The sequence below is a fragment of the Bradyrhizobium hipponense genome (assembly GCF_008123965.1).
Taxonomy (GTDB): Bacteria; Pseudomonadota; Alphaproteobacteria; order Rhizobiales; family Xanthobacteraceae; genus Bradyrhizobium; species Bradyrhizobium hipponense.
In genome coordinates this window covers 30,362-45,922 of record NZ_VSTH01000022.1, presented here as the reverse complement: position 1 = coordinate 45,922, position 15,561 = coordinate 30,362, and the positions used below count along the sequence as shown (strand labels likewise).

At 64.5% G+C, this 15,561-nt stretch carries 14 protein-coding genes and 1 pseudogene; 7 read left to right on the top strand and 8 right to left on the bottom strand.

Annotated elements, in window-relative coordinates:
• Window positions 1–44: 44 nt before the first annotated feature.
• The 8 genes from FXV83_RS08535 to FXV83_RS08500 all read right to left on the bottom strand — a co-directional run bounded on the left by FXV83_RS08535 (window position 45) and on the right by FXV83_RS08500 (window position 5,899).
• On the bottom strand, window positions 45–512 hold the full coding sequence (locus tag FXV83_RS08535; RefSeq protein WP_148738745.1) for a nuclear transport factor 2 family protein: 468 nt from the start codon (window positions 510–512) through the stop codon (window positions 45–47).
• A 78-nt stretch (window positions 513–590) separates the two neighbouring features.
• Window positions 591–1,040 carry a tol-pal system-associated acyl-CoA thioesterase gene (ybgC, locus tag FXV83_RS08530; protein ID WP_148738744.1) on the bottom strand — a complete coding sequence of 150 codons (450 nt, stop codon included), beginning with the start codon at window positions 1,038–1,040 and terminating at the stop codon, window positions 591–593.
• A gap of 67 nt (window positions 1,041–1,107) precedes the next feature.
• Window positions 1,108–2,028 carry a metallophosphoesterase gene (locus tag FXV83_RS08525; protein ID WP_148738743.1) on the bottom strand — a complete coding sequence of 307 codons (921 nt, stop codon included), beginning with the start codon at window positions 2,026–2,028 and terminating at the stop codon, window positions 1,108–1,110.
• Window positions 2,029–2,159: 131 nt separating this feature from the next.
• Window positions 2,160–3,209, bottom strand: coding sequence for a Holliday junction branch migration DNA helicase RuvB (ruvB, locus tag FXV83_RS08520; RefSeq protein WP_148738742.1), 1,050 nt, complete (start codon window positions 3,207–3,209; stop codon window positions 2,160–2,162).
• A complete protein-coding gene (locus FXV83_RS08515; protein ID WP_148738741.1) occupies window positions 3,206–3,736 on the bottom strand; it encodes a hypothetical protein in 531 nt (176 codons plus the stop codon). The genes ruvB and FXV83_RS08515 overlap by 4 nt, the downstream gene beginning before the upstream one ends.
• Window positions 3,733–4,350, bottom strand: coding sequence for a Holliday junction branch migration protein RuvA (gene ruvA, locus FXV83_RS08510; protein ID WP_148738740.1), 618 nt, complete (start codon window positions 4,348–4,350; stop codon window positions 3,733–3,735). Before ruvA ends, FXV83_RS08515 begins: the two co-directional genes overlap by 4 nt.
• Before the next feature lie 142 nt (window positions 4,351–4,492).
• The gene (gene ruvC / locus FXV83_RS08505; protein WP_148738739.1) at window positions 4,493–5,020 is read right to left on the bottom strand and encodes a crossover junction endodeoxyribonuclease RuvC; all 528 of its coding nucleotides are present in this window, start codon (window positions 5,018–5,020) and stop codon (window positions 4,493–4,495) included.
• A gap of 132 nt (window positions 5,021–5,152) precedes the next feature.
• Window positions 5,153–5,899 (bottom strand): YebC/PmpR family DNA-binding transcriptional regulator, encoded by a 747-nt coding sequence (locus FXV83_RS08500; protein ID WP_148738738.1) that lies wholly within the window; start codon window positions 5,897–5,899, stop codon window positions 5,153–5,155.
• A 210-nt stretch (window positions 5,900–6,109) separates the two neighbouring features.
• Between FXV83_RS08500 and FXV83_RS08495 the strand changes: the two genes are divergently transcribed.
• From FXV83_RS08495 to FXV83_RS08465, 7 genes and pseudogenes are all read left to right on the top strand, one after another.
• On the top strand, window positions 6,110–7,858 hold the full coding sequence (locus FXV83_RS08495) for a methyl-accepting chemotaxis protein (RefSeq protein WP_187435756.1): 1,749 nt from the start codon (window positions 6,110–6,112) through the stop codon (window positions 7,856–7,858).
• A gap of 200 nt (window positions 7,859–8,058) precedes the next feature.
• On the top strand, window positions 8,059–9,483 hold the full coding sequence (locus FXV83_RS08490) for a methyl-accepting chemotaxis protein (RefSeq protein ID WP_148738736.1): 1,425 nt from the start codon (window positions 8,059–8,061) through the stop codon (window positions 9,481–9,483).
• A 576-nt stretch (window positions 9,484–10,059) separates the two neighbouring features.
• Entirely contained in the window at window positions 10,060–10,524 is a 465-nt protein-coding gene (locus tag FXV83_RS08485; RefSeq protein ID WP_187435755.1) for a (2Fe-2S)-binding protein, read from the top strand.
• A gap of 8 nt (window positions 10,525–10,532) precedes the next feature.
• Window positions 10,533–12,710, top strand: a pseudogene (locus FXV83_RS08480) (xanthine dehydrogenase family protein molybdopterin-binding subunit).
• Window positions 12,707–14,050 carry a cytochrome c gene (locus FXV83_RS08475; protein WP_148738734.1) on the top strand — a complete coding sequence of 448 codons (1,344 nt, stop codon included), beginning with the start codon at window positions 12,707–12,709 and terminating at the stop codon, window positions 14,048–14,050. Before FXV83_RS08480 ends, FXV83_RS08475 begins: the two are co-directional and overlap by 4 nt.
• 260 nt (window positions 14,051–14,310) lie before the next feature.
• Window positions 14,311–14,757: a PIN domain-containing protein gene (locus FXV83_RS08470; protein WP_148738733.1), complete on the top strand. Its 447-nt coding sequence runs from the start codon at window positions 14,311–14,313 to the stop codon at window positions 14,755–14,757.
• A gap of 23 nt (window positions 14,758–14,780) precedes the next feature.
• Window positions 14,781–15,395 (top strand): hypothetical protein, encoded by a 615-nt coding sequence (locus FXV83_RS08465; protein WP_148738732.1) that lies wholly within the window; start codon window positions 14,781–14,783, stop codon window positions 15,393–15,395.
• Window positions 15,396–15,561 lie beyond the last annotated feature (166 nt).

Sequence of the window (15,561 nt, the reverse complement as noted above, 5' to 3'; positions counted from 1 at the left end):
CCCACAAGGGGAGAGGGAATAGCAGCGCCGCTTCGAGAAAAGACTCAGAACGGGCTCTCCCCCAGTCCCGGCACATCCGCCGGCCGCGGCCCCGGCGCCGGCCAGTGAAACCGACGGTCCTTCTCCGCAATCGCGATGTCGTTGATCGAAGCCTCGCGCCGCTTCATCAATCCGTGCTCGTCGAACTCCCACTGCTCGTTCCCGTACGAGCGATACCACTGGCCGGACACGTCGTGCCATTCGTACTGGAAGCGCACGGCGATGCGATTGCCGTCGAAGGCCCAGAGGTCCTTGATCAGGCGATAGTCCTGCTCCTTCTCCCACTTGCGGGTGAGAAACGCGACGATGGCCTCGCGGCCCTGAAAGACGTCGGAGCGATTGCGCCAGCGACTGTCCTCGGTATAGGCGAGCGCGACGCGCTGCGGATCGCGCGAATTCCAGGCGTCCTCGGCCATGCGCGCCTTTTGCGCGGCAGTCTCTTTCGTGAAGGGCGGAAGCGGCGGGCGCGACATGATGGCCTCATCGGGTTGTCGAACGGCAAATCTAGTGCTGCGGATGGCGATGTCGATAGGCCATCTGCTATCGTCCGATCACGAAATCACGTCGGCCTTCATCAGCGTGCGGATCGATTTCGGGATCGGCTGGGCGCGTCCGCCGCTGATGAAGGCGACCCGCACCTCGGCCTTGACCAGCACGTCGCCGCCGCGCCGCACCTCCTGCGCCAGCATGATGGAGGCTCCCTTCACCGCGATCGGCCAGGTCACGACGTCGAGCACGTCGTCCATCCGCGCGGGCTTGCGAAAGTCCAGATGCATCGAGCGCACCACGAAAGCGAAGCCGGCGTCTTCCGTCGCAGGCTGCTCGAATAGCGCCTGCTGCTCGGCACCCATCAGCCGCAGATGATTGGTCCGTCCCCGCTCCATGTAGCGAAGATAGTTGGCGTGATAGACGATGCCGGAAAAATCCGTGTCCTCGTAGTAGACGCGGACCTGCATGTGATGGCGGCCGTCGCGGATCTCGCCGTCGAGATGAGCTGTCACGTCGCGAGCCTCTTCGCTGTTCTCTACCGGCCTGTTTTGCGCAAAAACGGCCGGCCGCGCAAGCAGGCTAGGACACAACCGGCGCCGTCCGCCCCAACGTCACCTCGACGATCTCGGGCGGCACGCCGACGCGGACCGGGATGATGCTGCAACCGAGGCCGCCGGAGATGATGACGTCGCATTTCAGCCGGAAATGGCCATAGGCAAGCCGGAGGCCATGCTGCGGGGAAACGGCCGGCGACCAGCCGAGCAGGCGGACCTGGCCGCCGTGGGTGTGGCCGGACAGTTGCAGCGCCACGCGTGCGGGCACGCGTGGCGCGATGTTGGGCTCGTGCGCGAGCAGGATCACCGGCGCGTCGTCGGTAATCTTTGCCAGCGTCGCGGTGAGATCGTCGGTACCGAAGCGCCCCGTGCTCCGGAAGCGCCGCGCCGGCAGAAAAGCGAGCTGATCGCCGAGACCGGCGAGCCAGAACGGACGGCCGTCCTTGGTGAGGCGCACGGCGTCATTCTCGTAGACGGGAATGCCGGCTGCCTCCAGAGCACGATGCGCGATCGTCGTCCCGTGCCCTGCCTGCTGCACGGTTCTGTCGTCCCAATAGTCGTGATTGCCCATGACGGCATGGACGCCGAGCGGCGCCTTGAGGCCGGCCAGCATTCTGGCCCATTCGCTGGACGGAATGATGCGCGTGACCTGGTGTAGACCGGCGACGTAGTCGCCGAGCAGCACGATGAGGTCGGCGTTCAGCGCGTTGGTGCGGTCGACGATCGCCTCGATCCGCTCCAGCGGCATCCAGGGATCGCAGGCATGGATGTCGGCGATCACGGCGATCTTCAGCGGAAAATCCGCGGGCCACTGCCGCGGGGTCGGGTGATAGCGGGTGACGCGAAGCCGCAGCACCGGCTCGACGCCGACGCCATAGGCAGCGGTCGAGATGCCGAGGGCGGACAGACCGCCGATGGAACGGATGAGATGACGGCGCGTGATCATGGAGGCCCAGTCGTGATGCACGTTCCGTGATGCAGCCCGATTGGAGCGAAATTGGGGTGCGCATGTGCAGACCGTCTGCACGAAGATTACCGGCTGTTCATGACGATCGGGGCGATCGGCATTTGCGCAGATCAGTCGTCGCTGTCGTCCGTGCCGAACAGGCCGAACTGCGCCGCATCGCGCGAGGGCTCGCTGATCCCGAGATGACGGAAGGCGTGCGAGGTGAGCAGGCGGCCGCGCGGGGTGCGCTGGAGATAGCCGCACTGGATCAGATAGGGCTCGATGATGTCCTCGATCGCATCGCGCGGCTCGGACAGCGCAGCAGCCATGGTCTCGACGCCGACCGGGCCGCCGCCATAGTTCTGCGCGATGGTCGTGAGATAGCGGCGATCCATGGCATCGAGGCCGGCGGCGTCGACCTCGAGCGCGCTCAGCGCGTGGTCGGCGATCTTGCGGTCGATCGAGGCGGCATCGGCGGCCGAGGCAAAATCGCGCACGCGCCGCAGCAGGCGGCCGGCGATGCGCGGCGTGCCGCGAGCGCGGCGCGCGATCTCGTTGGCGCCGTCCGCGCTCATGCCGACATTGATCACGCGCGCGCCGCGAGTGACGATGCTTTCGAGCTCCTCGATCGTATAGAAGTTGAGCCGGACCGGAATGCCGAAACGATCGCGCAGGGGATTGGTCAGAAGACCGGCGCGCGTGGTGGCGCCGACGAGGGTGAATTTCGACAGTTCGATCTTGACCGAGCGCGCCGCCGGGCCCTCGCCGATGATGAGATCGAGTTGAAAATCCTCCATCGCGGGATAGAGCACCTCTTCCACCGCCGGGCTGAGCCGATGGATCTCGTCGATGAACAGCACGTCGCGCTCTTCCAGATTGGTCAGCAGCGCGGCGAGATCGCCGGCCTTGGCGATCACCGGGCCCGATGTAGCGCGAAAGCCGACGCCGAGTTCCTTGGCAACGATCTGCGCCAGCGTGGTCTTGCCGAGGCCGGGTGGACCGACGAACAGCACGTGATCCAGCGCCTCGCCGCGCTTGCGCGCCGCCTCAATGAAGATCGAGAGGTTCTTGCGCGCCTGCTGCTGACCGACGAAATCGGACAGCGACTGCGGCCGCAGCGCAGTGTCGCCGACATCATCGCTGCGGCGCTCGGGCGTGACGATGCGTGGGGGTGTGGTCATGCGGGCAGGATAACACGATACAGCGGTTTCGCGAGCCACCAGCACAGGCTAGCCGGAATGACGGCGAGGATGGCGAGCATCGCCGAAAGCTTAAGCGCCTCAGGCGCGGAACGGACACTCGGCAAGATCACCGCGGAGGTTTCGGAGGGCACAATGAACATGCCCAACGCGACGAAGCCGGCCGCGGCCACGGCCGCGGCGAGCCACGCCATCCAGATCATGTTGAGATCGGCGTAGACCACAGCCAGCGCGAATATCAAGCCGGCGATGACTGCAGGAAGGAAGGAGGCAAGAACTGTGGCGATGGCCAGCAGCACGACCGCGATCGAAAGCAGGGCGCGCAGCGCCTCCAGATCGAGGAGCGCAAGAAACATCTGCAGCATCGCGGCACCGAGCGCCGTCACCGTCACCGAAACCAGTGCGGCGGTTGTCAGCGGCCCCACAACGGAGAAAATCACGACGATACCGGCCACGCGCGAAAGGCGACAAAACAGGGCGGCGACGGGATTGGCGTGGGCCGCGCTCACTTCGACAGCTCCTTCAGGCCCAGCCGAATGAGCTGCGCCGTCTCGGCGCTCTCGCCGGCACTGCGCGCGGCCGATGCAATCGCCGCTGCCGCCTGCGGCTGGCCATAGCCGAGATTGACCAGCGCGGAGATTGCATCCGCGACGGGCCGCGGGGCGCGCTGGTCGTCGACGGCGCCGGCAAGATGCACCACCGCCGGATCGACATTGGCGAAGGCCGGCGCCTTGTCCTTCAATTCGGTGACGATGCGTTCGGCAACCTTGGGACCGACGCCAGGCGTGCGCGCCACCGCGGCCTTGTCGCGCAGCGCAATCGCATTGGCGAGATCGGCCGGCGCCAGGGTGCCGAGCACGGCCAGCGCGACCTTGGCGCCGACGCCTTGCACGGTCTGGAGCAGGCGAAACCATTCGCGCTCCTGGTCGGTGCGGAAGCCGAACAGCTTGATCTGATCCTCGCGGACATAGGTCTCGATCGACAGCACCGCGGCCTCGCCGGGCGCCGGCAGATGCTGCAGCGTGCGCACCGAGCAATGCACCTGGTAGCCGACGCCGCCGACGTCGAGGAGCACATAATCCTCGCCGTAGGAATCGATCAGGCCCTTGAGCTTGCCGATCATATTGATTCCCCGGCGGCGGCAGGCAAGTCTCGCTCGTCATGGCCGGGCTTGTCCCGGCCATCCACGCTTTTGACATCGGCAAGAAAGCACGTGGATGCCCGGCACAAGGCCGGGCATGACGACGGTGATGCGTGGCGAGCAATCATATCCCGACCACCTTCAGGCGCAGCGCCGTGCTCTGGCGATGATGGGCGTGTGTGATGGCGACGGCCAGCGCGTCGGCGGCGTCCGCTGACGGCGGCTCGGCCTTTGGCAGCAAAATCTTCAGCATCATCGCGATCTGCTGCTTGTCGGCGTGGCCGGCGCCGACCACGGTCTTCTTGACCTGGTTCGGCGCGTATTCGGCGACGCTGATGCCGAACATTGCGGGCGCCAGCATGGCGACCCCGCGGGCTTGGCCGAGCTTGAGCGTCGCAACGCCGTCCTTGTTGACGAAGGTCTGCTCGACCGCGGCTTCCACCGGCTTGTGGTCGGAGAGAACGGCCGCAAGGCCCTCATGAATCGCGAGCAGGCGGCTTGCCAGCGGCAGGTCGTCCGGCGGTTCCACCGAACCGCAGGCGACGTAGACGAGGCGATTGCCCTCGGACTCGATCACGCCCCAGCCGGTGCGGCGCAGGCCGGGGTCGATGCCGATGATGCGAACTGGGACGCGAATCGGGAGCGCGGTCATCGGCCAGTGATAGCGGCTGACCGGGAGGAGCGAAACAGAAACAGAACGGAAGCCCCGGGAAAAGCGGGAGCGCTTGTTTTCGCCTCTCCCCGCAAAAGCGGGGCGAGGGAGCGCAACGTCCACGCGAGCCTCCTACCCGCCCATCTTCGCCATCAGCGCGTCCGAGACCTCGAAATTGGCGTAGACGTGTTGGACGTCGTCGTGCTCGTTGAGCAGGTCCATCAGCTTGAGCAGCTTCTCGCCGGTCTCGTCATCGACGGCGACCGTGTTCTGCGGCTTCCAGATCAGCGCGGCCTTGCGCGGCTCGCCAAATTTGGCTTCCAGCGCCTTGGCGACGTCGCGGTAGCTTTCGGTCGAGGCGTAGATCTCGTGGCCGCTCTCGCCGGAGACGACGTCGTCGGCGCCGGCCTCGATCGCCGCATCCAGCACCGCATCGTCGGAGGCGACGCTGCGGTCATATTCGATGATGCCGGTGCGGTCGAACATGAAGGACACCGAGCCGGTTTCGCCGAGGTTACCGCCGGACTTGGTGAAGAAGGAGCGGATGTCGGAGGCGGCGCGGTTGCGGTTGTCGGTCAGGGCCTCGACGATGACGGCGACGCCGCCGGGACCATACCCCTCGTAGCGGATCTCGTCATAGTTCTCGCTCTCATTGCCGAGCGCCTTCTTGACGGCGCGCTCGATATTGTCCTTCGGCATGTTCTCCTGGCGCGCCGCGGTGATCGCCGCACGCAGGCGCGGATTCATGTTGGGATCGGGCGTCCCGAGCTTGGCCGCAACGGTGATTTCCCGCGCCAGCTTGCCGAACAGCTTCGACTTCTGGGCATCCTGCCGCCCCTTGCGGTGCATGATGTTCTTGAATTGGGAATGTCCGGCCATGCGTGGTCTCTTGGTCGTTTTGGGGAATCGTCCGCCAGCGAGAGTGGGAAGCGCGGCCTTATAGGCTGCCAACCCGCCGGATTGAAAGGGTCTCTCATACTTTAAGGTAATACCGTAGCGGCTCGTGTCCAGATGTCAGCTATCGTTAACCCTGACTTCATTTCGGCTTGCGAAAATAGCGTCCGCCCGTTCCCCGACAAGAGAGACCTGATGGCGTTCGGACTGTTTCGGAAACGTCTGCCGGATTTGGCCGCGTCTGTGGCAGCCCCGCAGGGTGCGCAGCCGGCCGCCAATTCCAACCCTGCGCCGGCCGCCGAGGGCGATTCGGCCAGGGAAATCCTCGAACTGTTGGAACTCGAGCTGGGAGGGATGATTCGCCAGCTCGAGCGTGCCGCCAATTCGGTGGCCGGCGGCGCGGAGGCGACCGCGGCGACGCTTGCCGATATCCGCCAGCGCACCGACGCACTGACCGGCCGGACCAATTCCGCGCAATCGAACGCCTCTACCTTCGCCCAGGCCGCCGACAAGTTCACCCAATCCGCGCACGGAATCGGCGCGCAGGTCCGCGAGGCCGGCAAGCTTGCCGATCAGGCCAGCGCCGCGGCGCAGGAGGCCCGCGCCAATGTCGACCGGCTGCGCGAGTCGTCGGCAGCGATCGGCAATGTCGTCAACCTGATCGCGCAGATCGCACGGCAGACGACGCTGCTCGCGCTCAACTCGACCATCGAAGCCGCGCGCGCCGGCGCTGCCGGAAAGGGCTTTGCAGTCGTCGCCACCGAGGTCAAGGCGCTCGCGGTGCAGACCCAGGGCGCAACGGAAGAGATCACGAAGAAGATCGACGCGCTCCAGCGCGACGCCGCCGGCTCTGCGGACGCAGTGCACCGCATCTCGCAGGCGATCGAGGCGATCCGCCCGGTATTCGACACCGTTAACGGCGCGGTTGCCGAGCAGAACGCGACCACCGGCGAGGTTTCCAGCAACGCCGCCAGCGCGTCGCAGTTCATCATCTCGGTCGGCGAGAGCGCGGCGGAGATCGATGCCGCGACCAAGGCCGCCTGGACCCACGGCGAGAACGTCGCCAGTGCCGGTAAGGCCGTCACGACTTTCGCGCAGAAGCTGAAATCGCGCTGCGCGATCCTGCTCCGGCAGAGCGAGCACGACGATCGTCGCAAGACCGAGCGACTGCCCTGCCATCTCAAACTCGAAACCGCGCGTGGAATCCTGCCGGTCTACGAGATCTCAATGGACGGCGTGCTGATCGGCGGCGCGGACGCAGGCCGGCTCGCGGCGCAGGCGATCATCGACGGCAGCCTCGAAGATGTCGGCACCTGCCGGCTGCGCGTGGTCGAGCAGACCAAGGCCGGCGCCCGCACGCTATTCGTCAGCCCCAATGCCGAACTGAGCGAGAAGATCGAGGACAAGCTCTGGTCGATCCACGAGGAGAACACGGAGTACGTCACCCGTGCCATGGAGGCGGGCACCGCGCTGACCAGAATCTTCGAGCACGCGATTGCGCGTGGCGAGGTCAAGATCGACGACCTCTTCGACACCGATTACGTTGAAATCGCCGGCACGAATCCGCAGCAGTACCGCACCAAATATCTGGACTGGGCCGACCGCGCGCTGCCGCCGTTCCAGGAGGCATTTTTGGCGAAGGAGCCGCGCATGGCGTTCTGCGCCATGGTCGACCGCAACGGCTTCCTGCCGGTGCACAACAAGATCTATTCGCATCCGCAGCGGCCGGGCGATGCCGCCTGGAATACGGCCAACAGTCGCAACCGGCGGATCTTCAACGATCCGGCGGGGTTGGCGGCGGCGCACAACCTGCGCTCGTATCTGGTGCAGAGCTATGCGCGCGACATGGGCAACGGGAACACGGTCATGATGCGCGAGATCGACGTTCCGATACGCGTGCAGGGCCGGCACTGGGGCGGATTCAGGACGGCCTACAAGCTGTAGTGCATGATCCGAAAAAAGCGTGCCGCGGTTCTTCGGAAAGATCATGCGTGAAGCAGGACCTAAGGGCGCAACGACAATTGTTCGCGCTTGAGTGCACGCTCAGGCAAGACGCCAGGCGCGAATCATCCTTTAGAGTCTGAATTGGAATGGGAATGCCGCGGAGGGCCGGCGAACGGCTCTGACTGGAGGAAGCCCAAAACATGTCCGTCGCGCAGCTTGCAGTATTGGACACCGGATCGAACCGGACACTGGCCGAGCGCCTGATCGACCAGCTTGCCGACCGCATCGGCGGCCTCGGCGTGGAACTGGCCGACATCGCCGGCAACGTCCAGGAGGTCGCAAGCCGTGTTGCGAACCAGTCTGAACGATTCCATCACCTCCAGAAGACCGCCGAGACGATGGTCTCGGCCAACCACGATATCGCCAATGCATCGCAGGCTGTGCAATCGACCACGTCGGCTGCGGTCGGCGAGATCGCGCAGTCACGCAACGCCGTCGACACGGCGGTCAGCCATATCGCGGAGCTCGTCGCGGCCGTCGGCCGGATCGAGGCGCGGCTCAGCGCGGTCGGCTCGGCGCTGGCGCAGGTCGCCAAGGTGTCCGGCTCGATCGAGGCCATTGCCAAGCAGACCAACCTGCTCGCGCTCAACGCAACGATCGAAGCGGCGCGCGCCGGCGATGCCGGCCGCGGCTTCGCCGTGGTCGCAAGCGAAGTGAAGAACCTCGCGGAGGCCACCCGCCAGGCGACGCACCAGATCTCCGACACCGTACGCGATCTCGACGGCCAGATCGAAGGCCTGATCGGCGAGAGCAGCGACGCCTCGCTGCGCGCCAAGACCGCGGGCGAAGGTGCCCAGCAGATCTCCGGCATCATCTCACGCGTTCAGCAGGGCTTTGCCTCGGTGGAAGCCGAGATCGACAGCGTCACGCGCGCCGCGACCTCCAATCTCGGTCACTGCGACACCGTCATTGGCGAGCTCAGCGAACTCGCCAAGGGCGTCGACCTCTCCTCCCGCGATCTCAAGAATGCCGACCAGCGGGTGACGAAACTGCTCGACACCTCCGAAGGCCTGATCGCGCTGATCGCCGACAGCGGCGTGGAGACGTCGGATGCCCCCTTGATCCGCGCCGTCGTCGATACCGCAAAGCAGATCTCGGCCGAGTTCGAGGCCGCGATCGACCGCGGCGAGATCACCCTCGATCAGCTGATGGACCAGACCTATCGGGAGATCGCCGGCACCGATCCCAAGCAATATCTCACCAACTACGTCGAATTCACCGATCGCGTGCTGCCCGCGATCCAGGACCCGATCCAGAAATCCGATCGCCGCATCGTGTTCTGCGTCGCCTGGGCCAAAGGCGGCTATCTGCCGACGCACAATCCGAACTACCGCTTGCCACAGGGCAAGGATCCGGTCTGGAATAATGCCAATTGCCGCAACCGCCGCCTGTTCACCGATCGGGCGGTGCAGAAGGTCGCGGCGAACACGAAGCCGTTCCTGCTGCAAACCTATCGCCGCGACATGGGCGGCGGGCAGTTCGTGCTGATGAAGGACCTGTCGTCGCCGATCATGGTCCGCGGCAGACACTGGGGCGCATTCCGGATGGGTTTTCGGCAGAGCTGATGGCCGCCGCGATGCGCATCGCGCCCCAGCGCTGTGGCGTCCCTGCATCAAAAAGCTGCAAAACAACCCCATGCACAGTAGCCGGGGCGCGCGGAATCAATGGCTTAGGCGCCTGATGAAGCCGTTGGCTTAGGCGCCTGGTAGAACCCGTTGCCCCGTCGGGCAAAACAGGCGCATGATGCCATCGTCGCGCAGGCTGGCTATCGCGTCGCAGACGCAGCGATTGGCCGTCCTGATTGATCCCGTCGGAAGCGCACCGTGCTCACCGTCGCCTGACTTTCCCAATCGCACGAATTTCGACATCGCATGATTTTGCACATTCGCACGATCATCTGCGGCGATCAATGACGCGTGGGAAGAAAGCACCTCAAAACATGACGATTATCATATCAATTAGCCCAAAACTGCTGCAGCGATCGCCGCACAAATTCGTGAACATCATGGCCTGACGCGCTACCTGCGCAAATATGCATTGCCAGGAATTTCGACGCTTCGTCGTTTCGCATTGGTATGATTATGGTCGCGCGAATTCGCGGACCCGATCGCCGCAAGCGATCGTCGAGTAAGGGGATGCATATGGCACAAACTCTAACCATCAACGGCGAGACGAAATCCTTCAACGCGCCACCCGAGATGCCGCTGCTGTGGGTGCTGCGCGACATCCTCGGGATGACCGGCACGAAATTCGGCTGCGGCATCGCGCAATGCGGCGCCTGCACGGTACACGTCGACGGCAAGGCCGTTCGCTCCTGCGTGCTGCCGGTCAGCGCGGTCGAGAACCGCGCCGTCACCACCATCGAAGCCGTCGGCGACACGCCGTCGGGTGCGAAGGTGCAGAAAGCCTGGCTCGATCTCGAAGTGATCCAGTGCGGCTACTGCCAGTCCGGCCAGATCATGGCGGCCGCCGCGCTGCTGGCGGAAACGTCCCATCCCGATGATTCCGACATCGACGCCGCGATGGCCGGCAACATCTGCCGCTGCGGCACCTATGTGCGGATTCGCGAGGCCATCAAGCAGGCCGCAAACGGCCGTCAGTCGTGAGGTCCGCCATGATCGCAGACAATTCCCTTCAAGCCGTCTCCCGCCGCACGCTTCTGACCGGCGGCCTCGCCGCCGGTTTCGTTCTTGCCTTCCATCTGCCGCTGCGCGCCGCCGTCAACGAACCGGAGCAGCCGAAGGACGCGACCGACGGCAAGTTCGCGCCGAACGCCTTCATTCGCATCGACGAGACCGGCCGCACTGTGCTGATCATGCCGCAGGTCGAGATGGGCCAGGGCATCTATACGTCGATTTCGATGATCCTGGCCGAAGAGCTCGATGCCGACTGGGCAGAGGTTGCGGTGCTGCACGCGCCGCCCAACGACCAGTTCTACGCCAATCCGGTCTTCGGCCTGCAAGCGACGGGCGGTTCGACTTCGATCCGCGCCTGGTGGGAGCCGTTGCGCGCAGCGGGCGCCAGCGCGCGAGCGATGCTGGTGCAGGCCGCCGCGGCGCAATGGCAGGTCGAGCCTGCAAGCTGCACGACATCGAAAGGCGAGGTCATGCATACCGCAAGCGGCCGCAGCCTTTCCTACGGCGCACTGGCGCTCGCCGCCGTAGAGCAGTCCCCACCGAAAGACGTGCCACTCAAGGACCCCAAGGACTTCGTCTATATCGGCCAACCCTTGAAGCGGCTCGACACGCCGGACAAGGTCAACGGCAAGGCCGTCTACGGCATCGACGCGATCCTGCCCGGCATGAAATTCGCCACCGTTGCCGCCTGCCCCGTGTTCGGCGGCAAGGTCGGCAAGGTCGACGATAGCGCGGCGGTGAAAGTCGCCGGCGTGCGCAAGGTCGTGGTGCTCGACGACATGGTCGCGGTGATCGGTGATCACATGTGGGCGGCGAAGAAGGGCCTCGAAGCGCTCAAGATCGAGTGGAACAAGGGACCGCACGCAGAGCTCACCACCAGGGACATCTGGCAGGATCTGCGCGCCGCCAGCGAGAAGGACGGCGTGGTCGCAAAATCGGTCGGCGACATCGCCACAGGGCTCGCGAGCGGCGACAAATTCGAGGCGAGCTTCGAACTGCCTTTCCTTGCGCACGCCTCGATGGAGCCGATCAACGCCACCGTCCACGTCAGGCCGGATGCCTGCGAGATCTGGACCGGCACGCAGATCATGACGCGCGTGCAGTCGGAGGCGGCGAAGGCGGCCGGCCTTCCCGTCGACAAGGTGATCATCAACAACCACCTGCTCGGCGGCGGTTTCGGCCGCAAGCTCGAGCCGGACATGGTGATCGCGGCGGTGAAGATCGCAAAACAGGTCGACTACCCCGTGAAGGTGGTGTGGACTCGCGAGGAGGACATCCAGCACGACGTCTACCGTCCGATCTACCGCGACCAGGTTACGGCGTCGCTGGTCGATGGCAAGGTCGCGGCCTGGAAGTACAAGGTCGCCGGTTCGGCGGTGATTGCGCGCTGGCTGCCGTCGGCATTCGAGAAGGGAATCGACATCGACGCGGTCGACGCTGCCGTGGAGACGCCCTACGACTTTCCAAACTTCCACGTCGAATATGTCCGAGCCGAGCCGCCGGCGGTACCCACCGGCTTCTGGCGCGGCGTCGGCCCGAACAACAACGTGTTCGCGGTCGAATGCGCGATGGACGAGCTAGCGCGCAAGGCTGGCAAGGATCCGGTGGAATTCCGCCGCTCCATGCTGACGAAGAGCCCGCGGGCGCTCGCAGTGCTCAACCTCGCCGCGGAGAAATCCGGCTGGGGACAACCGCTGCCGCCGCGCGTCGGCCGGGGCATCTGCGTACAGCCGTAATTTGCAAGCTTCCTCGCAACCGTGGTGGAAGCGGAAATCGACGACAGCGGCGAGATCGTGCTCCGCCGCATTACCTCGGTGGTCGACACCGGCATCGCGGTCAACCCCGACACGGTGAAGGCGCAGATCGAAGGCGGGCTGATCTTTGGCCTCACCGCCGCGCTTTACGGCGAGATCACCATCGACAAGGGCCGCGTGCAGCAATCGAACTTCCACGACTACCGCATGATGCGTATCAACGAGACGCCGAAGATCGAGGTCGTCGTCGTGAAAAGCGGCGAGGCGCCCGGCGGCATCGGCGAGGCCGGCGTCAACGCCGGACCGCCGGCATTGCGCAACGCGATTCTTGCCGCAACCGGCGTGGCGTTGCGGCGCCTGCCGATCGACCGGAAACTGCTGGCTGCGGGGAGGAAGGCATGAGCGGCAAGATGCGTATTCTCGCAAGCCTGGTGATGATCGCCATCGTCGCGGTGGCGCTCGGCATCTGGATCATCCGCGGGCCCGGCCCGCTCGATTTCGCCGGCGGCACGAAAGTGGCGCTGGCCGACTACCGCGCCGGTAAGCCGGCCGGCGTGCCGGCAAAGCTCGAGAAGGCGAGCTTGGTCGAACGCGGCGAGTATCTCGCGAAGGCGGCCGACTGCATGGTCTGCCACACCAAGCCCGGCGAGAAAGAGTATTCCGGCGGGCTCGGCTTCAAGCTGCCGTTCGGCACGCTCTATTCGACCAACATCACGCCGGACAAGGACACCGGCATCGGCAATTACAGCGACCAGGATTTTCTCGACGCGGTCCAGCGCGGCAAGCGCCATGACGGTGCGCGGCTCTATCCGGCAATGCCCTACACGTCCTACACCTATATGACCGACGAGGACGTGCTGGCGGTGAAGGCGTATCTGTTCAGCCTGCCGGCGGTGCGCGCCAAGCCGCCTGAGAACACGTTGTCGTTCCCGTTCAACCAACGCTGGGCGATGATGTTCTGGTCGGCCGTGTTCAATCCGGACACGCGCTTTACGCCTGATACGTCGAAGAGCCCGGAGTGGAATCGCGGTGCGTATCTGACGGAAGCGCTGGCGCATTGCGGCGAGTGTCACACGCCGCGCAATCTCGGCTTTGCGCTGGACAACCGCAAGAAGTTCGCCGGCGCCATCACGGCGGGCTGGCGCGCCTTCAATATCTCCTCGGACAAGGCGACCGGGCTCGGCAATTGGCGCGACGAGGATCTGATCTCGTATCTGTCGCTTGGCCACGCACCGGGCCATGGCTCGGCCTCGGGGCCGATGGGTGAAGCGGTCGATCACAGCTTCAGCCAGTTCGCTCCTGAAGACATAAGCAGCATCGTCGCGTATCTGCGCAGCGTGCCGCCGGTGCCCTCGCCCGACCTGCCCGCAGGCACGGCGCCCGTTGCACCCGCCTCGCACAAGGACGGCGTCACGGCGGATGCGCGCGGCAAGAAGGTATTCGCGGGCGCCTGCGTCAGCTGCCACGGCTGGAGCGGCGCGAGCCCGGTGTCGCCGATGGCGACGCTGACCGGGACCTGGGCCGTGAACGATCCCGCCGCCATCAACGTCGCGCAGATCGTGCTCTCAGGCACCAGGCGCCACACGCCGGACGACGCCCTCTCGATGCCCGCCTTCGGCAACGCCTACACCGACGACGAGATCGCTGCGGTCGCGAACTACGTCACGGCGCGGTTCGGCACCAAGGGCTCGAAGCTGACGGCGAAGGACGTGGCGGAGCTGAGGGAGCAGACGGCGGAGTAGCGTGCCGCGAACACCACTGCATCTTCTCCCCTTGTGGGAGAATGGGATTCTATCTAACCGCTTGAAATAGCAACCGAAAGGGACGCCTGCGTCCGTCCAGCGTCCCTTGCACGCGATTCCCGCGCGTTCTGCTATCATCGCCGGATGACGAATCCCAACTCGATCCTGCTGGCGCTGTTCACGCTCGCGATGCTGACCGGCGCAGCGCCGGCGCAAGAGCGCACGTTACGCCACGTCGGCAGGGTCACGGCGAGCCGCTGATGCCCGCAGCCCGCTACATGATGGACACGACAGAATTCAATGCCGTCGCCAAGGGAGAGATCGCGCTCTCAACTTACGCACGCTTTCGCGTTTTCGCGACGCATGTGCAGCTGGACGAACTGAAGAACGATCCGGACGAACAGAGGCGTGCACGACTGATCTCCGCGTTTCATCAGATCGATCCTGAAACGCTACCGACAGAATCGGCGCAGTGGGACATCAGCAAATGGGATCAGGCAAAATGGCCTGCAGATGACGGGCTGTTCGACAGGATGCTGACGCGGCTCATCGAATTGGATCGAAGAGACCGTGGCGACAACCAGCGGCGCGACGTTCTGATAGCCGAGACCGCGATCAAAAACGGGCTGACACTGCTTAGCAACGACGGCCATTTGAGAATGGTGACGACCGAATTCGGTGGTCACGCCATGCAGCCACCACGTTGACCCCCCGTTCGAAAGGCTACTGCATGGCAGATTTTTCTGATCCGCAGGTTCTTGGGGCAATTCTGGGAGGGGGTCTCGCGGGAGCTGTCCTGAATCAAATCGCCAACGAAGGCTTGCGGTGGCTTCGCAAGCCAACCCTTCGAATTAGATTTTCCGCCGATGCCGAAGGATGCATCGCGGATACTCCAACGGCGGATTCTCAGACCGGAAAAATAAACGGACAACAACGCTACTTGCGGCTTCGAGTTGAGAATATCGGTCGTACAGCGGCCCAGCGAGTCAGTGTGTGCATGACACACGTCGATTATCGGTCTCCATCAGGTCCGCAAGAGAGATTCGCTCGGGAAGTTATTGAACTAAAATTCGCGATGGGTAGTGGGACGGTGAAAGATATAGGAGCCCGTTCGCACCGATTTGTTGACGTCTTTGGCGTAGCAGATGCAGGAGGCATACACTGCGTTCTCGGGGTCGAGATGATGCCATTGGCGCTCGCGACAGTCCTCATTGGGCCGGGTGACTACTCTCTTAAAGTCATCGCCACCGCAGACAATGCAGACTCCGTGGAAGCACGTATTAGTTGGCGCTGGAGTGGCACGGTGGACGATTTGGAGATCACCAATCTGCAGGTGATCGGCTAAAGCTAGCTTCGCGGTTGATCGTCGTTTCGGAATCTCTAAAATGTTGGAAGATTGTTGGAAGTGGCTCGCAACGCTACCACCTCAAGCAGTTAGCGATGGCCAATGGTGCAGCACGGGGTACTATGGGGTCATCCTTCTCCCCTTGCGGGAGAAGGTGGCGCGAAGC